Origin of the sequence: Mameliella sp. CS4 (assembly GCF_019392335.1) — a bacterium.
Classification (GTDB): Bacteria; Pseudomonadota; Alphaproteobacteria; order Rhodobacterales; family Rhodobacteraceae; genus Antarctobacter.
Map to the genome: position 1 here is coordinate 26,317 of NZ_JAHXRQ010000025.1, position 16,114 is coordinate 42,430.

Consider the following 16,114-nt stretch of genomic DNA (forward strand, 5'->3'; position numbering starts at 1 on the left):
TCCAGCGCTGGAGGGTTCCAAAAGTTCGAAGTTTCGTAGTTTCAAGGCAACAAAGGCGCGTCGTTTGCCCCGGTTCACGGCTTCTTTTCTTTACCCCTGACGCGCACTGAATTTTCATGGGTCCGAGGAGATCGCGCCATGCAGAATTTCACGAGACGAGAATTGATTTGTGCCGGAGCGATGGGTTGCTTTCTGCCCACAACTGCCTGGGCCCACAAAGTCAAATTGCCCGAACGGTTCGAACCACAATTGGTAAACACCCGTCGTGGTGACTGGGTTAAAGGCGATGTCCACGTCGTTCCCGACGATTTTTTCCTTTATTTCATGCTCGAGGACGGGATGGCGATCCGCTACGGGGTCGGGGTAGGGCGCAAAGGTTTGTACGAACCCGGAGAGTTCACGGTAGCGCGCAAGGCCAAATGGCCATGGTGGCGGCCAACGAACGCCATGATCCGGCGCGAGCCACGCAAATACGCAAAGTACAAGGATGGACTGAAAGGCGGGCCAAACAACCCGCTCGGGGCCCGCGCGCTCTATCTCTACGATGCCGAGGGACGCGATACCTATCTTCGCATTCATGGAACGAACGCCCCGGAGACAATTGGGTCTGCCGTGTCGAATGGATGCGCGCGGTTGACGAATGAACATGTGAAGGATCTGTACGAACGCGTTGAAATCGGCGCCCGCGTCTTCCTGTATCCCAAAGTGACAACGGCGTGAGGAGTGTTCTGTCGCCTTGAAGTTCCTCTTCCGGAAATGGCACAAGTGCGGCAGTTGGCGAAAGCCAGTCTATCATTCATGAGGTGACGGAATTGTCTTTGAGCCGGAGGTCTTTCCTTGGCGGGATGACCCTTGCGCTGGTTGGCACCCGCTTGCCAGCAGCGACACCCGAGTTGATCCTCGCACCCCAAACGATCAAGGCGCGCTTTGCTGGGTACGACGTGTCGATGTTGGGCTTCAACGGCGGTCTGCCGGGCCCTGAAATCAGAATGCGACAAGGGCAAACCGCCCGCATTACCCTCGACAACCGATTGGAGGAGGGCGCTCTTGTTCACTGACCCATTTTGCTCCGGGATTGATAGCGCTCGCCCCGAATTGATTTGTCGCAGTTTGTAACAGGAACCGCCCTTGTGACCTAGCGATACAAAACACCGGCTCGCGTGGCATTCCGCATCTGCAGGTGAGTCCCATATGGTGGGTATCGTAACACTGACACGAGGTGATCGACATGAAACGCAACACTTTACTCGCTGCAATGACCCTGGCTGCAACCGCCTTTGGTGGCGCCGCCTTGGCGGATGCAAACCACGGGCACGGAGGTCAGCCTGGTGCTCAAGGCGGGCCAGACATGATGCAGAACGGTGGTCCCAGCATGATGGGGAACATGGACGGAATGATGGACATGATGAAGCGCATGCACGGAAACATGATGGGCGCAGGCATGGGCAGTGGTATGATGGGCCTAGGCATGGGTGGCGGCATGATGCAAATGTTCGACACTGATGGAGATGGCATAACCACGCCTGAAGAGATGCGCATGCAGCTTCAGGCCAAGCTTTCCGAGTTTGACGGCGACGGGGATGGAAGCCTCTCGATTACCGAATTCGAAGCCCTCCACAGCGCGATGATCCGCGAACTGATGGTGGATCGCTTCCAACACCTCGATGCCGATGGCGACGGCGCAGTGACGCCGGAAGAGATGGCCGCTCTGGCCGATGGGATGGAGCGGATGCAGATGATGCGGTCGAACATGGCAGATGCGCCTCCGCGGCCCGGCAACGGTTCCATGATGCAGGACAAATGAGCCGTTGGGGGCCGGTTTTTTGCTCCGGCCCCCAGCCTCATCATTTCGCCAAGACAACACGCTGATAAAACTTTGAACCGAGCTGCAACCTGACGCGTTCACCTCGCGAAGACTTACAACTTCAGAAACGCAAAGGAAGATACCGATGTTCTATACCTATAATCGCTTCTTGAAAGATGTCTGTATCGATGACGCGGAGATGCGCGTTCGGGATGCTTTGGCAGAAAAGAGCTTCGGCGTTCTGACCGAGATAGACGTAAAAGCGACAATGAAAAAGAAGCTTGATGCGGACATGCCGCCCTACCGCATCCTGGGGGCCTGTAATCCGAGCATGGCGCACAAAGCCATCGAGATCGAGCCTCGCATCGGTGCGATGCTTCCCTGCAATGTCATCCTGAGGCAAGTGGATGGCGGCACAGAAGTCAGCGCAGTCGATCCTGTCGCTTCGATGCAGGCGGTTCAGAACGGAACTCTGGACGCGATCGCAGGCGAAGTCCGCGATCTCCTGCGAGACGCCGTCGACTCCGCATGATGGAGGTTGGATGCCCTGTCGCGGATCGAGCACCTTTAGCGGTGCTCGATCAATGTCATTTGATCCCCGAATATATCCTTGATGAGGAACTCACCCAGTGCTGCCAGCGGGATTGCCATTTCCGGATATTGGAACCGACCTCTTCTCCTTCGACATCGGGGGGGTCACATTCGCACTCCGCTGGTACGCGCTATCCTATATTTTCGGTATCCTGATTGGCTGGCGCATTTGTTTGAGTGCAATAAGCCGTCCCGCGCTCTGGACGTCAGCTGGACCGCCGCTTGACCGGACGCAGATCGAAGATCTTCTGACGTGGATCATCATCGGCGTGATTGCTGGTGGTCGCCTGGGCTTTGTACTGTTCTACCAGCCCGCATATTATCTCGCCAATCCCTTGGAAATTCTGATGGTCTGGCAAGGCGGCATGTCTTTCCACGGTGGGTTCGCGGGCGTTGTCATCGCGGCCTTGTTGTTCTGCCTTCGACAGAACGCATCATTGCTCAGCACAGGCGACTTGCTGGCTTTGGCAACACCTCCGGGCTTGTTTCTGGGGAGGCTGGCAAACTTCACCAACAATGAGTTGTGGGGGCGGCCGACGGACGTTCCCTGGGCGGTGATCTTTCCCGGCGATGTCGCGCAGGCCTGCCCAGGGATTAGCGGCCTCTGCGCCCGACACCCGTCCCAGCTTTACGAGGCGGTATTGGAGGGGCTCATTCTTGGAATACTGCTCATTTATCTCGCTTGGGGCCGGGGCTTGTTGAAAACGCCCGGTGCCTTGGTCGGCGTGTTTCTGACCGGCTATGGTATTGCCCGAAGTTTCGTCGAGATGTTCCGGCAACCGGACCAGCAGTTTGTGACGGCGGACAACCCGATCGGTCATGCGCTACATTTCGGCAACTGGGGGTTGACGATGGGTCAGGTGCTGTCCGCGCCGATGGCTCTGATCGGGCTGGCTTTGATTTTGTACTCGCTCAGACACTCCGGAAACGCAGCCGACCAGAGACCAAACACCGTCGCGTGATCGAGAGGAACCGCGAAAAGGAGGAACTGAAATGAACAGCAATATGGAAGAACAAAATAGTCAAACATCGACCGCGACCGCGCTGATCGAGGGCCGTAGAGCGTTTCTCGGCTTCCTCGCGAAACGGCTTGGCAACCGCGCTGATGCCGAGGATGTGTTGCAGGACTTCTGCATCCGGGTGCTGACACGCAAGGATCAGCTACGTGACGTCGAACGGATGGATGCCTGGCTCTACACCGTCCTGCGGTCCACGCTGAACGACCACTACCGCAAGGGGAACCGGCGTAACCGGCTGGCAGCGGCGGCGGTATGTGAACCGGAGGAATGGGTTGCCGATGCGCCGACGCAGATGGCGCGGCTGTGCACCTGCCATGGCGGGCTGATTTCCGAGTTGCGCCCGGCGGACGCCGAACTGATCCGGCGCATCGATTTTGGCGAAGAGGATCGTGGAATGGTGGCGGCTGATCTGGGACTTAGCCGCAACGCACTCGGTGTCCGGCTACACCGAGCACGCACTGCTTTGCGCGATGCACTGACGACGCATTGCGGCAAGTGCTGCCAAGATGACCGCGACGATTGTTATTGTCCGCCCGAGGGCTGCGAGAATGACACACACAAGACTTACTGCGAAGAAGAGGGACAAGTATTCTGATCGAGGTGCAGTCGGGTCTGTAACGATTTCCACGATCCAGCGTCTTCTTCTGTGAGTGTGCCCGAAGGCACAACCGCAGGAGAAATTGAACATGCCACGTATCAGGTCGGATTGGAATTCAGGGATACCCCGTCAACCATCATCCGATGAAGATCTTCGCGTCTTTTTTACGCGGATGACCTGCGCAAGTGCTGAGACCTCCGCGTACGCAGATGCCCCGATGGCGCGCGCGTTGTTCAACCGTGTGGAGGTGATGAAACAACCCCGGACACTTGCGGCAAGCGCACTGGGCATTGCGCCTGGCGATGCAACCTATCTCCTTTCCGGTCTGCGCGAGGATGTGGCGAAGGATTTCGTGCTTCTGCTGGATGCGAAGAGACCGCCCACAAAGACCAACTATGAGTAGGAAATCAGCGATGAATAAGAGCTTGCGCCTTGCAACCGTGGCGCCGGAGCACCCCCCCGCAGCTGCCTCCGATGACGCGAAGACAGGCGTCCACGTTTCCTATGCTCAAGACGCCTTTGAACGCTGGGTGCTGTTCCTCGACACGCTGCGCGAACGTGCCGACAATATGGTCGCGCATGAGCGGCAGGGCATGCCGCCGCTGCTGGATTTCGACTACGAACTGCTGATGGACGCCCGCACCTTTGAGCGGCCCGCCAACTACGCGCTGCTCAGGATCACGCGGGTCGGCGACGATTGCTGGGACGATTGCGTGGACGAGGCGAAGCCGCCGGTTGTCATCATTGATCCGCGCGCCGGGCACGGGCCCGGCATCGGTGGCTTCAAGCGCGACAGCGAGGTCGGCATGGCGATGCACGAGGGCCATCCGGTCTATTTCGTGATCTTCTACCCTGAACCCATGCCGGGGCAGACCCTGGCCGACGTGCATTTTGCCCTGCGTGACTTCGTCTCCGAGGTCGCCCGCCGACACCCGGACACCTCCCCCGTGCTCTATGGCAATTGCCAAGCCGGCTGGGCGGCCACGCTGCTGGCGGCCGATTGCGACGGTCTGAACGGGCCCGTGGTGCTGAACGGCTCGCCGCTCAGCTACTGGTCGGGTGAGGCGGAAAGCAGTCCGATGCGGATGATGGGCGCCCTTACCGGCGGGGCATGGGTCGCGCATATGATATCCGATCTGGGTGATGGCCGCTTTGATGGGGCCTGGCTGGCGCAGAATTTCGAGACCCTGCAACCGGAAAAGGCGATCTGGGACAAGTACGCCAACCTCTATGCCCATGCGGACACCGAGCGCCGGCGGTTTCTCGAATTCGAACGCTGGTGGAATGGCTATTATACTCTCAGCCGCGAGGAAATCCTCGGCATCACGCAGAACCTGTTCATCGGCAACCGGCTGGAGCAGGGCGAGATGCAATTTGATGCCCATTGCACCGTCGATCTCAAACGCATCCGCAACCCGATCGTCATATTCGCGTCGGACGGTGACAACATCACGCCGCCACAGCAGGCAATGGGGTGGATCGCCAGGCTCTATCCCGACACCGATGCGCTCAAGGCAGCCGCGCAGCGCATCGTCTATATGACGCACCCGCGTATCGGGCATCTGGGCATTTTCGTCTCGGGATCTGTTGCACGGCTCCAGCATCGGGCGATCCTGGAAAGCCTGGATGCGGTCGAGGCACTTGCGCCGGGTCTCTACGAGATGGTGATCGACAACCCTTCGGGTGACCCGGACTGCAAGGCCGGTGACTACGATGTGCGGTTCGAGCCGCGCGAGGTCGGCGAGCTTGGGACAGTGTCGGACGATGCGGCGCTGAAGCAGGTTGCGCAGATTTCGCGTATCAACGAGGCGGCCTATTCGCTTCTCGCCAGCCCGTGGCTCAGAACCGCGACCTCCCCGGCCAGCGCCGAGGCCCTGCGCGCCCTGCATCCGATGCGGTGGACCAGGATGATGTTTTCCGAAAGGGTGAACCCGTGGATGGCGTTGGTCAAATCCACTGCCGACACACTGCGCGAGATGCGCGAACCTTTGCCGGACGACCATCCCGCAATCCTGGCCGAACGGGCGCTGTTGGCGCGCACGAGCGAGAGCCTGGCGGCTTGGCGCAAAGGGCGCGACGCATGGAACACACACGTCTTCGGAGCGGTCTTCGGCAAACCCTTTGGCACCCTGACGGACCATCCGACCACCTCATCGAACAAGGAGTGAACGATCATGGAATGGCTTTCTGAAAACTGGGTTCTGGTCCTCGTATTCGGCGGAATGGCTGCAATGCACCTTTTCGGGCACGCTCGCGCCAGAAAGTACATGGCCAAGCTGAAACCTATCGCAATCCCGAGGTCGAGACTTAGGAGGCATCTTCTGAAACAGGTAAGGGGACAAGAGCCGTCCGACGAGGCGTAGCTCGCCCGCGGCACCCTCGAATTATTCGTTACCGCTTCCCACAGGAGGAAATGATCCGTGCCTGACTTCGCCGAATGCTGCAATCCCGTGGAACTGCTGGATCTGTCCGGCAGGAAGGGCCTGGTCGTCGGCATCGCGAATGATCGCAGCCTGGCGTGGCCCGCCGCGATGCATTTCCGGCAGGCCGGCGCTGAGCTTGCCATAACCTACGTCGATGAGCGGACCAAACCCCATGTGACGCCATTGGCCGCGCGGCTCGACGCGCCGATCTTTCTGCCCTGCGATGTTGCGGTACCGCATGAACTCGATTCCGTTTTCGATACGATCACGGACCGTTGGGGAACGCTGGATTTCATTCTTCATGCCGTGGGCAGCGTGCCGCCCGCCGACCTTCACGGTAGCCCAACCGATTGCTCGGCCGAAGGAATTTCCAAAGCGATGGATGTTTCGGTCCATTCGCTGATTCGAATGGCACATCTTGCCGAACCCCTGATGACCGGAGGTGGCAGTCTCATCACGCTGAGTTATCTCGGCGGCGAACGTGTGGTGGAGAATTACAACGTGATGGGGCCGGCGAAGGCGGCCCTCGAAGCCACGGTGCGCTATCTGGGCCACGAACTCGGGCCATCGAACATCCGCGTCAACGCCATTTCGGCAGGGCCGGTGCTGACCCGCGCGGCGTCGGGGTTGACCGGCTTTGCGGGTCTTCTGGACGCGACCGCGCGAGTTGCCCCGTTGCGGCGCAACGTCGAGGCCGACGAGGTGGGTCGCGCCGCTCTGCTGTTCGCCAGCGACTATACCGGCGGCATCACGGGCGAGGTGCTGCATGTCGATGCGGGTGTTCACGTCGAAAGCCCTGTCGCCGCAGCCAAAAAGAACGTCAAATCGGAGGAATCATGATGCGCCAGACCAATGATGAAACCAATCAATTACCCGCAACAGAGCGCCGCGATTTCCTGTATTATGCAACGGCCTCAACCGGCGCGATTGCCGCAGGCGCGGCGGTCTGGCCGTTGATCAATTCGATGAACCCCTCGGCGGATGTGACCGCGTCCGGCACGGTCAGGGTCGATCTTGCCGGGGTCGAACCGGGCCAACGCATTACGGTGAAGTGGCAGGGGCGCCCGGTCTTCGTCTGGCGCAGGTCACCAGCCGCAATCAAGGCTGCACGGGCCGTCGATCTCAACCAGCTTCCCGATCCAGTTGACGAAGCGGGCGAGAATCCGAACGCAAGTGGCGAAGAGCCAGCACTAGATGAAAACCGCGCGGCGCGCGAGGATGACGAATGGCTGGTCGTTATCGGTGTCTGCACCCATCTTGGCTGTATCCCCTTGGGCCAGGATGGGTCGACGGTGGGCGAGTTCGGCGGTTGGTTCTGCCCGTGCCACGGATCGCATTACGATACCTCGGGCCGGATCCGGAAAGGGCCGGCACCACGCAACCTCGACATCCCGCCCTATAATCTGGGCGACGACCTGCAACTCGTTATCGGCACCTGACGTGCTGAACCAGCCAAAACTCAAGAAGGAGACTATGACATGCAAGCCAGGGATATCATGACAACATCGGTGATCTCGGTCCCGCTGGAGGGACAAATCGAGGACGCGGTACGCTTGATGCTCGACCACAATATCAGCGCGCTGCCCGTCGTTGACGCAGAGGGCGATCTGAAGGGTCTTGTCAGCGAAGGCGACCTCATGCGGCGTGTCCGCGAAACAGACAGACCACGCCGGTCATGGTGGCTCGAGGTGTTGGCCGGGGCAAGCGACTCCGCACAGGATTTCGTGAAGCTCAAAAGCCACCGCGTCGAAGACGTGATGACAAGGGATGTGGTTTCGGTAGAAGAAGACACCAATGTCGCAGAGATCGCGCGTCTTCTGGAAAAGCACCGGATCAAGCGCGTGCCGGTGGTGAGATTCGACAAAGTGGTCGGCATTGTCAGCCGGGCGAACCTGCTCCATGCGCTGTCGGCGCTTCAGGGCGGGGTGCTGCCGGAGCCGTCGGAGGACGACCGCGTGCTGCGTGCGAAGATTGAAGAGGCTCTGAAAGAAGTGCCCGGTGCAGCGGTCAACCTGATCAACTACACGGTGGAAAAGGGGAATGTCGCCGTCTGGGGTGTCGCCGACAGCAATTTCGAGGAGAACGCGATCCGGGTTGCCGTCGAAAATGTCCCCGGCGTCCGGACTGTGGATGTCAAAATGGGCCGACTGCCGGCTTGGTCCTACGGGATCTGACCATCATTGCCCGAAGCAACGCTCTGGGCAGGATGAAGTTCCCGTTACTCGGGGCGGCGATTGCTCTACCGAGGATCATTCCGCGGAGAAAGGCGATTGAGATACCATAGTACCAGGCTCGGCACGATCAGCCATTGCAGAAACCGTGAAAGACCAGTGCCAAGGAGCAGCAGTCGCGGCATGTCCGGCGCGTAGGTCCGCGGCCCAAGATTTCGGTGCTCAAGAATTCGAAGCCGATTGCGATGGCAAGCCCCCCAAAATGGTGTGGTTGCCGCCCAATCCCGGCCGCGACCAGCAACAGAGGCTGCCCAAAAGGCCGCAAGTGCAATTCCCAGATCTCCCAAGGTTGCTTGCAGGCAGATCAGGATGCCAAGGATATGACCTTTGTCCGCAAAACTCGAAAACAGAGGCGCCTGGAATAGCTCCCATGTGAAATGACCTATGAATGACAGGACGAGCAGATCCAGTTCGACGGGAATAGGTCGTTTTGGCAGGCGTGTCGGCAATGTCTTCTCCCTCGAACCATATGTTTGCCCGTCTCCAGTCGATGGATCCACCGGATCCGTCACCAGGGCGGATTGGCAGATTTCCCGTTCCTGTAATGTTTTTCGTCCGTGAACGTCTATTGGATGAAGCCAACCAATAGGAGGTCCAAATGGACGACCGTTCAACTTCGCAGACACAAGACGCGGACAAGCAGAAACAGGGCGGATGTTGCGGAGGCAAGACCGACGCGCAGCCGAAAGCAAATGTCGAACCGCAGGTCGCGGAACCCGCAAAGGCAAAACCGGTCAAATCCGGCTGTTGCTGCGGCCAGAACTGACGATGCCTCGCAGGATGGGCGTTTTGCGCCGCTCGCGCACCCATCCTTACAAGGTGCCGTCCGGCAACGGCGTTCGCGCTCCAGTTTGATCATCGACAAGAAAGGAACACGCCATGATGCCCATCCTCTATTTTACCGTCGTCACTGCGATCCTTTTCGTGGCCTTGCGCATGACATGCGGGGCTTGCGTCATGGGCGGGCCTGCCGGTGCAGGGCGTGTGCGTCTGCCCATCATGCCACTGGGTTGGGCGCTGAGCCTGTTTCTGGCGTTGACATACGTGGTTTGCGTCGTGTTCGATCTGATCTTTCCTGGCTACGCGATGTATGAGGTCTGGTCTGGTCTGCTTCCCGGTTTCGTCTGGTTGACCCCGACCGGTTTTGTCATCGGCCTGGTCGAGAGTTTTCTTTACGGTTGGTACGCCGCGTTGATCTTCGGCGGCCTCTACAACGCCATCGCGGCCAAGGGAGCAGAGGCATGATCCCGACCGCGCGTCCAAAACTGCGCTTTCTCGGTGCCGCCGGAACGGTGACAGGATCGCGCTATCTGATCGAAGCCATGGGGCGGCGCATCCTGATCGATTGCGGCCTGTTCCAAGGCTTCAAACAATTACGTGCGCGCAATCGCAAACCGTTCCCTGTGCGCGTCAACACCATCGACACTGTGCTGCTCACCCATGCCCATCTGGACCATTCGGGGTATCTGCCCGCGCTGATCCGGGCGGGATATCGCGGGCGGGTTCTTTGCACCGAGGCAACGGCGGAACTGTGCGGGCTCATTCTGCCCGACAGCGGGCATATCCAGCAAGAAGAGGCGCGCTATGCCGCCAGAAAGGGATATTCCAAGCACAAGAACCCAAAACCACTCTACACGCTCAAGGATGCAAAGGCTGCGCTGGATCGCTTTGAGCCGCACGCCTTTGACCAAAGGATCGAGTTGGGCGACGGCATCGCGGCCAGTTTCAGTCCGGCGGGACATCTTCTTGGGGCGGCCCAGATCCAGCTTGAAGTTGGCGGCAGGGTTGTCCATTTCAGCGGCGATCTGGGCCATGATCCCGATCCGCTGATGCGACCGCCGAAGCCATTCGGCGGGGCCGATGTACTGGTCTGCGAATCCACCTACGGCAACCGATCCCATCCCGACACCGACTCCGAGGCCGAGCTGGCCCCGGTCCTGAAACGCACGTTTGCCCGCGGCGGCACGGTGCTGATCCCGTCCTTTGCCGTCGGACGGGCACAGGGGCTGATGCTGCACATTGCGCGATTGATGGAGCGCGGCGATATTCCCTATGTCCCGGTGTTCCTCAACAGCCCGATGGCGGTGAATGCGACCGAGATCTATCACCGTCATCACGCCGAGCACCACGTCAGCCGCGAAGACTGCATTGCGATGTTCAAGATCGCCAAGAGGGTAAACACGGTCGAGCAGTCCAAGGAGCTGAACACCCGCCAGGGCCCGATGATCATCGTCTCCGCCAGCGGAATGCTGACCGGCGGGCGTATCCTGCACCATCTGGCCAGCTTCGGCGGCGATCGGCGGAACGCGATCTTGCTCTCCGGTTTCCAGGCCGGCGGCACGCGTGGCGCGGCGCTGGCCGGGGGCGCGCGGACATTGCGCATGTTCGGACGAGAGTTCCCGATCGAGGCCGAAGTGGCTCAGCTTAATTCTTTTTCCGGGCATGCCGATGCCGACGAGATCCTGCGTTGGATGTCTGCCGGTCCTGCCCCCGCGATGACTTATCTGACCCATGGGGAGCCGGTCGCCGCCGACACCCTGCGATTTCGCGTCGAACATGAGCTTGGGAGATCCGTGCGCGTCCCGGAGCACCTCGAGTCCGTCTATCTGGACCGGCCACGATGACCGATACGCTTGCCCTTGTCCCCTCCGGCATCGACACCTACCGGCAGCCAGTCGTCTACATGCACGAAGACTGCCATGTCTGCCGCTCCGAGGGTTTTGCCGCCCAGACTCGAATACGGATCGACCTGAAGGACCGCTGGATCATCGCGACCCTGAATGTCGTCGGCCGCGGAGCATGGCTTGCCGTGGACCAGGCGGCATTGTCCGTTTCCGCCTGGGCCGCGCTTGGCGCTGAGATTGGAGACGAAGCCGCTTTCTCGCACCCTGAACCGCCCGCTTCGGCGTCTATGATCCGGGCGAAAGCCTATGGCGAGAGGCTGGACCGGGCCGGGTTCGCGACGATTGTGCACGACACGCTCGACAGCCGGTTGTCGGATCTCGACCTTGCCGCCTTCGTGACCGCCTGCGCCGGCGACAGGCTGAACGAGGCCGAAACCGTGGCGCTGACCCGCGCCATGAAGGAAGCAGGGCAGACGCTCGACTGGGGGCAGCACACTGTCCTCGATAAGCATTGCGTCGGCGGATTGCCGGGCAACCGCACGACACCCATCGTCGTCGCCATCGTCGCGGCGGCGGGGCATCTGATCCCCAAGACGTCGAGCCGTGCGATCACATCGCCTGCCGGAACCGCCGACACCATGGAGGTGATGGCGCCCGTCGCGCTTGGCGCCGCCGCGCTGCGCCGGGTGGTCGAAGCCGAGGGCGGTTGCCTCGTCTGGGGTGGCGGGCTCGCCCTCAGTCCTGCCGACGATCATTTCATCCGTGTCGAACGCCCCCTCGATTTCGACTCCACCGGTCAACTCGTAGCGAGCGTGCTGTCGAAAAAGGCGGCCGCCGGTGCCACCCATGTTCTGATCGACATGCCGGTCGGACCAACGGCCAAGGTGCGGTCTGCCGGAGCGGCGGAGGCTCTCGGGATACGGCTGTCTTCGGTGGGCAAGGCGTTGGGTCTGAACCTGGCGCTACATATCAGCGATGGCGTGGCCCCGGTGGGACGTGGCATGGGCCCGGCGCTGGAGGCGCACGACGTACTCGCGGTTTTGCGGCGCGCGCCGGATGCACCTGGCGACCTGCGTGCGCGGGCGCTGGATCTGGCCGGGCATCTTCTGGACCTCGCACCGCACGCCGTGGCGGGGCAGGGGCGGGACCGGGCAGAGGACCTACTGGACAGCGGTGCGGCGGCGGCCAAGTTCATGGCAATTTGCGCGGCACAGGGCGGTTTCCGCGAACCCGGAACCGCAGCGCAGCAGATCGAAATACGCGCCCCTCATGCGGGCCAGTTGACCGCCATCGACAACCGACGCATCGCACGCATCGCCAAGCTGGCCGGGGCCCCGCGTCAGAAGAGCGCCGGCATCCGCCTTCTGGTGCGGATCGGGGATTGGGTGGACAAGGGCCAGCCGCTTTATGAGCTTCATGCCGAGACACCAGGCGAACTGGCCTATGCCCTGGCCTACGCGGAGTCCCAGACCGGGGTGCTGACGCTGTCCGAGGCAGTGTCATGATCCTTGTCGCGTTTCCCGAGATGAGGCCGCTTGCCGAAGACCTGGCACCCGTGCTTGGGGCGGACCTGCTCACTCTCGACTGGCACCACTTCCCCGATGGCGAAAGCCTGATTTCGCTGCCCGGCGATCTGGACGGGGCCGATGTGGCATTTCTGGCGACTTTGCGCGATCCCGACCGCCTTGCCCTGCCCTTGCGCTTCGCCGCGGCGACGGCGCGCGAGATGGGCGCGCGTCGCGTCGGATTGATCGCGCCTTATCTTGGCTACATGCGGCAGGACCGCCGCTTCGAGCGCGGGCAGGCGGTCAGCGCGCCGCTCTTTGCGCAATTCCTGGGGGAAAGCTTCGATTGGCTGGTGAGTGTCGATCCGCATCTGCACCGCATCGCCCGGCTGCAGGATGTCTTCCCGATGCCTGCCATTCGCGCCGTATCCGCCCCGCTGCTTGCGACCTGGATCAGCACGAACCTGCCAGACGCCGTTCTTCTGGGCCCTGACAGCGAAAGCCAGCAATGGGTCGCCGAGGTGGCCCGGCTGGCCGGACGGCCCTATGAGGTCTTGTGCAAGGTGAGATCCGGTGACCGCAGTGTCGATGTCAGTGTGCCCGAAAGCGCGGCGCTGCACGAAGGTACGCCAGTGATCCTCGACGACATCGCGTCTTCGGGGTCCACGATGGCACGTGCCGTAGATCGCCTGCTTGCCGCCGGAACCGCCGCGCCTGTGTGCCTTGTCATCCACGCGGTCTTTGCCGATGGCGCGCAGGACACCATCATGTCGGCAGGTGCGGCAGGGATCATATCGACCGACACCATACCCCATCCAACGAATGCGATCGGAATTGCCGGTCTATTGGCCGAAGCGATCCTTTCGGTCGTGACAGCCCTTGACCTTCCAGTTGCCGGAACAATTAGGCTGGACCCGAATCCCGCCGAGAGGACATCCGAATGAACAACCAAGCAAGCCATGCTGCACATGAAACCGAAACCAACATCTACGTCTGCCCGATGCACCCAGAGGTGCGGCAGAACGGTCCGGGCGATTGCTCGAAATGCGGGATGCATCTTGTGCCCGAGGCGGAGCTCGACAGCCATGCCGGGCATGATAACCACGGGCACCACGTTCATGAACATCACGCGGGTGCCGCCCCGGTGAACGGCAGATTCGATACCGTCCCGGCGGGCCATGAAGGCGCCGTCTACACCTGTCCGATGCACCCGCAGGTTCGCCAGGTCGAGCACGGCTCCTGCCCGATCTGCGGAATGGGGCTGGAGCTTGAGTCCGGGGTTCCGACGGACGACGGCCCGAACCCCGAACTCGTGGATTTCACTCGGCGTTTCTGGGTCGGCACGGTCCTGACCATTCCGCTTCTGATCCTCACCATGGGTCCCTATCTCGGCTTTCCAGGAGTGCGCGAGATTTTCGGTGAGCGCGCAACCCTCTGGATCGAGTTAGTTTTCGGGACCCCGGTGGTTCTTTGGTGCGGCTGGCCGTTTCTGGTGCGGGGCTGGAATTCGTTCCGGACGATGAATCTCAACATGTTCTCCCTGATCGGTATGGGGGTAATCGCGGCCTGGCTCTTCAGCGTCGTCGCCGTTCTGGCACCCGGCATATTCCCCGACGGATTTCGCGACGCCGAAGGTCATGTCGGCGTGTATTTCGAGGCGGCGGCGGTGATCGTGACGCTCGTGCTGCTCGGTCAGGTGATGGAATTGCGCGCCCGTGAAGGCACCGGCAAGGCAATCCGCGCGCTTCTCGATATGGCGGCCAAGACCGCGCGGGTCATCCGCGACGACGGGTCCGAAGAGGAAATTCCGCTGGAGGACGTGCAGGTCGGGGACCGGCTGCGCGTGCGACCCGGTGACAAGGTGCCGGTCGATGGCGTTGTTCTGGACGGCCGGTCGTCGGTCGATGAAAGCATGATCTCAGGTGAACCTGTGCCGGTCGAGAAGACCGAGGGCGACCCGCTGACCGGCGCGACGATCAACGGCACCGGCAGTCTGGTGATGGAGGCAACGCGGGTCGGGTCCGACACCATGCTGGCGCAGATCGTCGAAATGGTGTCGAACGCACAACGCTCGCGCGCACCGATCCAGAAATATGCCGACAAGGTGGCGGGGTTCTTCGTTCCGGCCGTCATCGGTATCGCGGTTCTGTCCTTCATCGCATGGGCGGTCTGGGGGCCATCCCCAGCGCTGTCCTACGCATTGATCTCGGCTGTCGCCGTATTGATCATCGCCTGCCCCTGTGCGCTCGGCCTCGCCACGCCGATGTCGATCATGACGGCAACGGGGCGGGGGGCCCGGGCCGGCGTGCTGATCAAGAACGCCGAGGCGCTGGAGCGGTTCGAGAAAGTCGATACCCTGATCGTCGACAAGACAGGCACGTTGACGATGGGCAAGCCGCAGCTTGTCGCCGTCCTGCCGCAACCCGGTCACGACGAGGCCGAGGTCCTGCGTCTCGCCGCATCGCTGGAGCGCGGATCGGAACACCCGCTTGCCGAGGCCATCGTGCGCGGCGCGGAAGTGCGCGATGTGAAGATGGCGGCCGCGGACGACTTCGAGGCGGTCACCGGAAAGGGCGTGAAGGGCGTCGTGGGCGGCAAGGCGGTCGCATTGGGCAACCTGGCGATGATCCGGGACCTTGGCCTTGAGGCGGGCGACCTGACCGCCAAGGCAAATGCCCGTCGCGACGAGGGCGAGACAGTAATGTTCGTGGTGCTGGATGGCGAGATCGCGGGTCTCGTCGCTGTCGCCGACCCGGTGAAGGAGACCACGCCCGCCGCCATCAAAGACCTGCATGAACTGGGATTCCGCGTCATCATGGCCACCGGTGACAACGAGCGCACGGCCAAGGCGATCGGCGCACGTCTCGGCATTGACGAGATCCGGGCCGATGTGCTGCCCGAGGACAAGGCGCGGATCATCAAGGAGTTGCAGCAGCAGGGCCGCAAGGTGGCGATGGCCGGCGATGGCGTCAACGACGCGCCGGCCCTGGCGCAGGCCGATGTCGGCATCGCCATGGGCACCGGGGCCGATGTGGCCATCGAAAGCGCGGGCATCACGCTGGTCAAGGGCAACCTCGACGGGATCGTGCGCGCGCGGCGGCTGGCACGGGCCACCATGCGCAATATCCGCCAGAACCTTTTCTTCGCGCTGATCTACAACGCATCCGGCGTGCCGGTCGCGGCGGGGGTGCTGTTTCCGTTCTTCGGCATCCTCATCAGCCCGATGTTTGCCGCCTTCGCCATGAGCGCCTCATCGATCTCCGTGGTGCTCAATTCGCTGCGCCTTCGCGGCGCGAAGATATAGGAACGGATATTCAGC

Annotated in this window: 16 protein-coding genes; all 16 read left to right on the forward strand. The window is 61.5% G+C overall.

What is annotated here, in order from left to right:
* Positions 1-138 precede the first annotated feature (138 nt).
* The 16 genes from KZZ07_RS22200 to KZZ07_RS22275 all read left to right on the forward strand — a co-directional run bounded on the left by KZZ07_RS22200 (position 139) and on the right by KZZ07_RS22275 (position 16,099).
* Complete coding sequence (locus KZZ07_RS22200) at positions 139-720, forward strand: L,D-transpeptidase (RefSeq protein WP_012187183.1); 582 nt, start codon at positions 139-141, stop codon at positions 718-720.
* A gap of 125 nt (positions 721-845) precedes the next feature.
* The gene (locus KZZ07_RS22205; protein ID WP_255564519.1) at positions 846-1,058 is read left to right on the forward strand and encodes a multicopper oxidase domain-containing protein; all 213 of its coding nucleotides are present in this window, start codon (positions 846-848) and stop codon (positions 1,056-1,058) included.
* Between the two features lie 170 nt (positions 1,059-1,228).
* Positions 1,229-1,804 (forward strand): EF-hand domain-containing protein, encoded by a 576-nt coding sequence (locus KZZ07_RS22210; RefSeq protein WP_255564520.1) that lies wholly within the window; start codon positions 1,229-1,231, stop codon positions 1,802-1,804.
* Positions 1,805-1,949: 145 nt separating this feature from the next.
* Positions 1,950-2,336, forward strand: a complete 387-nt coding sequence (locus tag KZZ07_RS22215; RefSeq protein WP_219517390.1) for a DUF302 domain-containing protein — start codon at positions 1,950-1,952, stop codon at positions 2,334-2,336.
* 97 nt (positions 2,337-2,433) lie between these two features.
* A complete protein-coding gene (gene lgt / locus KZZ07_RS22220) occupies positions 2,434-3,357 on the forward strand; it encodes a prolipoprotein diacylglyceryl transferase (protein ID WP_219517392.1) in 924 nt (307 codons plus the stop codon).
* A 31-nt stretch (positions 3,358-3,388) separates the two neighbouring features.
* On the forward strand, positions 3,389-4,009 hold the full coding sequence (locus KZZ07_RS22225; protein WP_219517394.1) for an RNA polymerase sigma factor: 621 nt from the start codon (positions 3,389-3,391) through the stop codon (positions 4,007-4,009).
* A gap of 91 nt (positions 4,010-4,100) precedes the next feature.
* A complete protein-coding gene (locus KZZ07_RS22230) occupies positions 4,101-4,415 on the forward strand; it encodes a hypothetical protein (RefSeq protein ID WP_255564521.1) in 315 nt (104 codons plus the stop codon).
* Between the two features lie 10 nt (positions 4,416-4,425).
* Positions 4,426-6,180, forward strand: a complete 1,755-nt coding sequence (locus tag KZZ07_RS22235; protein ID WP_219517396.1) for a DUF3141 domain-containing protein — start codon at positions 4,426-4,428, stop codon at positions 6,178-6,180.
* Positions 6,181-6,432: 252 nt separating this feature from the next.
* Entirely contained in the window at positions 6,433-7,275 is an 843-nt protein-coding gene (gene fabI / locus KZZ07_RS22240; RefSeq protein ID WP_219517398.1) for an enoyl-ACP reductase FabI, read from the forward strand.
* Positions 7,272-7,874 carry a ubiquinol-cytochrome c reductase iron-sulfur subunit gene (petA, locus tag KZZ07_RS22245; protein ID WP_219517400.1) on the forward strand — a complete coding sequence of 201 codons (603 nt, stop codon included), beginning with the start codon at positions 7,272-7,274 and terminating at the stop codon, positions 7,872-7,874. The genes fabI and petA overlap by 4 nt, the downstream gene beginning before the upstream one ends.
* A 39-nt stretch (positions 7,875-7,913) precedes the next feature.
* Positions 7,914-8,609: a CBS domain-containing protein gene (locus KZZ07_RS22250; protein ID WP_219517402.1), complete on the forward strand. Its 696-nt coding sequence runs from the start codon at positions 7,914-7,916 to the stop codon at positions 8,607-8,609.
* A 936-nt stretch (positions 8,610-9,545) separates the two neighbouring features.
* Entirely contained in the window at positions 9,546-9,911 is a 366-nt protein-coding gene (locus KZZ07_RS22255) for a DUF5676 family membrane protein (protein ID WP_219517405.1), read from the forward strand.
* Entirely contained in the window at positions 9,908-11,290 is a 1,383-nt protein-coding gene (locus tag KZZ07_RS22260) for an MBL fold metallo-hydrolase (RefSeq protein ID WP_219517407.1), read from the forward strand. Before KZZ07_RS22255 ends, KZZ07_RS22260 begins: the two co-directional genes overlap by 4 nt.
* Positions 11,287-12,795: a thymidine phosphorylase family protein gene (locus tag KZZ07_RS22265; protein WP_219517409.1), complete on the forward strand. Its 1,509-nt coding sequence runs from the start codon at positions 11,287-11,289 to the stop codon at positions 12,793-12,795. The genes KZZ07_RS22260 and KZZ07_RS22265 overlap by 4 nt, the downstream gene beginning before the upstream one ends.
* The gene (locus KZZ07_RS22270; protein ID WP_219517411.1) at positions 12,792-13,739 is read left to right on the forward strand and encodes a ribose-phosphate diphosphokinase; all 948 of its coding nucleotides are present in this window, start codon (positions 12,792-12,794) and stop codon (positions 13,737-13,739) included. Before KZZ07_RS22265 ends, KZZ07_RS22270 begins: the two co-directional genes overlap by 4 nt.
* Positions 13,736-16,099 (forward strand): copper-transporting P-type ATPase, encoded by a 2,364-nt coding sequence (locus KZZ07_RS22275; RefSeq protein ID WP_255564522.1) that lies wholly within the window; start codon positions 13,736-13,738, stop codon positions 16,097-16,099. The genes KZZ07_RS22270 and KZZ07_RS22275 overlap by 4 nt, the downstream gene beginning before the upstream one ends.
* The last annotated feature ends 15 nt before the right edge of the window (positions 16,100-16,114 follow it).

What these genes read in the sequence shown, in the direction of transcription:
- KZZ07_RS22265 (WP_219517409.1), top strand. Translation starts at nt 11,287, where the DNA reads ATGACCGATACGCTTGCCCTTGTCCCCTCCGGCATCGACACCTACCGG.
- petA (WP_219517400.1), top strand. Translation starts at nt 7,272, where the DNA reads ATGATGCGCCAGACCAATGATGAAACCAATCAATTACCCGCAACAGAG.
- KZZ07_RS22270 (WP_219517411.1), top strand. Translation starts at nt 12,792, where the DNA reads ATGATCCTTGTCGCGTTTCCCGAGATGAGGCCGCTTGCCGAAGACCTG.
- KZZ07_RS22255 (WP_219517405.1), top strand. Translation starts at nt 9,546, where the DNA reads ATGATGCCCATCCTCTATTTTACCGTCGTCACTGCGATCCTTTTCGTG.
- KZZ07_RS22200 (WP_012187183.1), top strand. Translation starts at nt 139, where the DNA reads ATGCAGAATTTCACGAGACGAGAATTGATTTGTGCCGGAGCGATGGGT.
- KZZ07_RS22260 (WP_219517407.1), top strand. Translation starts at nt 9,908, where the DNA reads ATGATCCCGACCGCGCGTCCAAAACTGCGCTTTCTCGGTGCCGCCGGA.
- KZZ07_RS22210 (WP_255564520.1), top strand. Translation starts at nt 1,229, where the DNA reads ATGAAACGCAACACTTTACTCGCTGCAATGACCCTGGCTGCAACCGCC.
- KZZ07_RS22230 (WP_255564521.1), top strand. Translation starts at nt 4,101, where the DNA reads ATGCCACGTATCAGGTCGGATTGGAATTCAGGGATACCCCGTCAACCA.
- KZZ07_RS22225 (WP_219517394.1), top strand. Translation starts at nt 3,389, where the DNA reads ATGAACAGCAATATGGAAGAACAAAATAGTCAAACATCGACCGCGACC.
- KZZ07_RS22215 (WP_219517390.1), top strand. Translation starts at nt 1,950, where the DNA reads ATGTTCTATACCTATAATCGCTTCTTGAAAGATGTCTGTATCGATGAC.
- KZZ07_RS22205 (WP_255564519.1), top strand. Translation starts at nt 846, where the DNA reads ATGACCCTTGCGCTGGTTGGCACCCGCTTGCCAGCAGCGACACCCGAG.
- KZZ07_RS22275 (WP_255564522.1), top strand. Translation starts at nt 13,736, where the DNA reads ATGAACAACCAAGCAAGCCATGCTGCACATGAAACCGAAACCAACATC.
- KZZ07_RS22235 (WP_219517396.1), top strand. Translation starts at nt 4,426, where the DNA reads ATGAATAAGAGCTTGCGCCTTGCAACCGTGGCGCCGGAGCACCCCCCC.
- KZZ07_RS22250 (WP_219517402.1), top strand. Translation starts at nt 7,914, where the DNA reads ATGCAAGCCAGGGATATCATGACAACATCGGTGATCTCGGTCCCGCTG.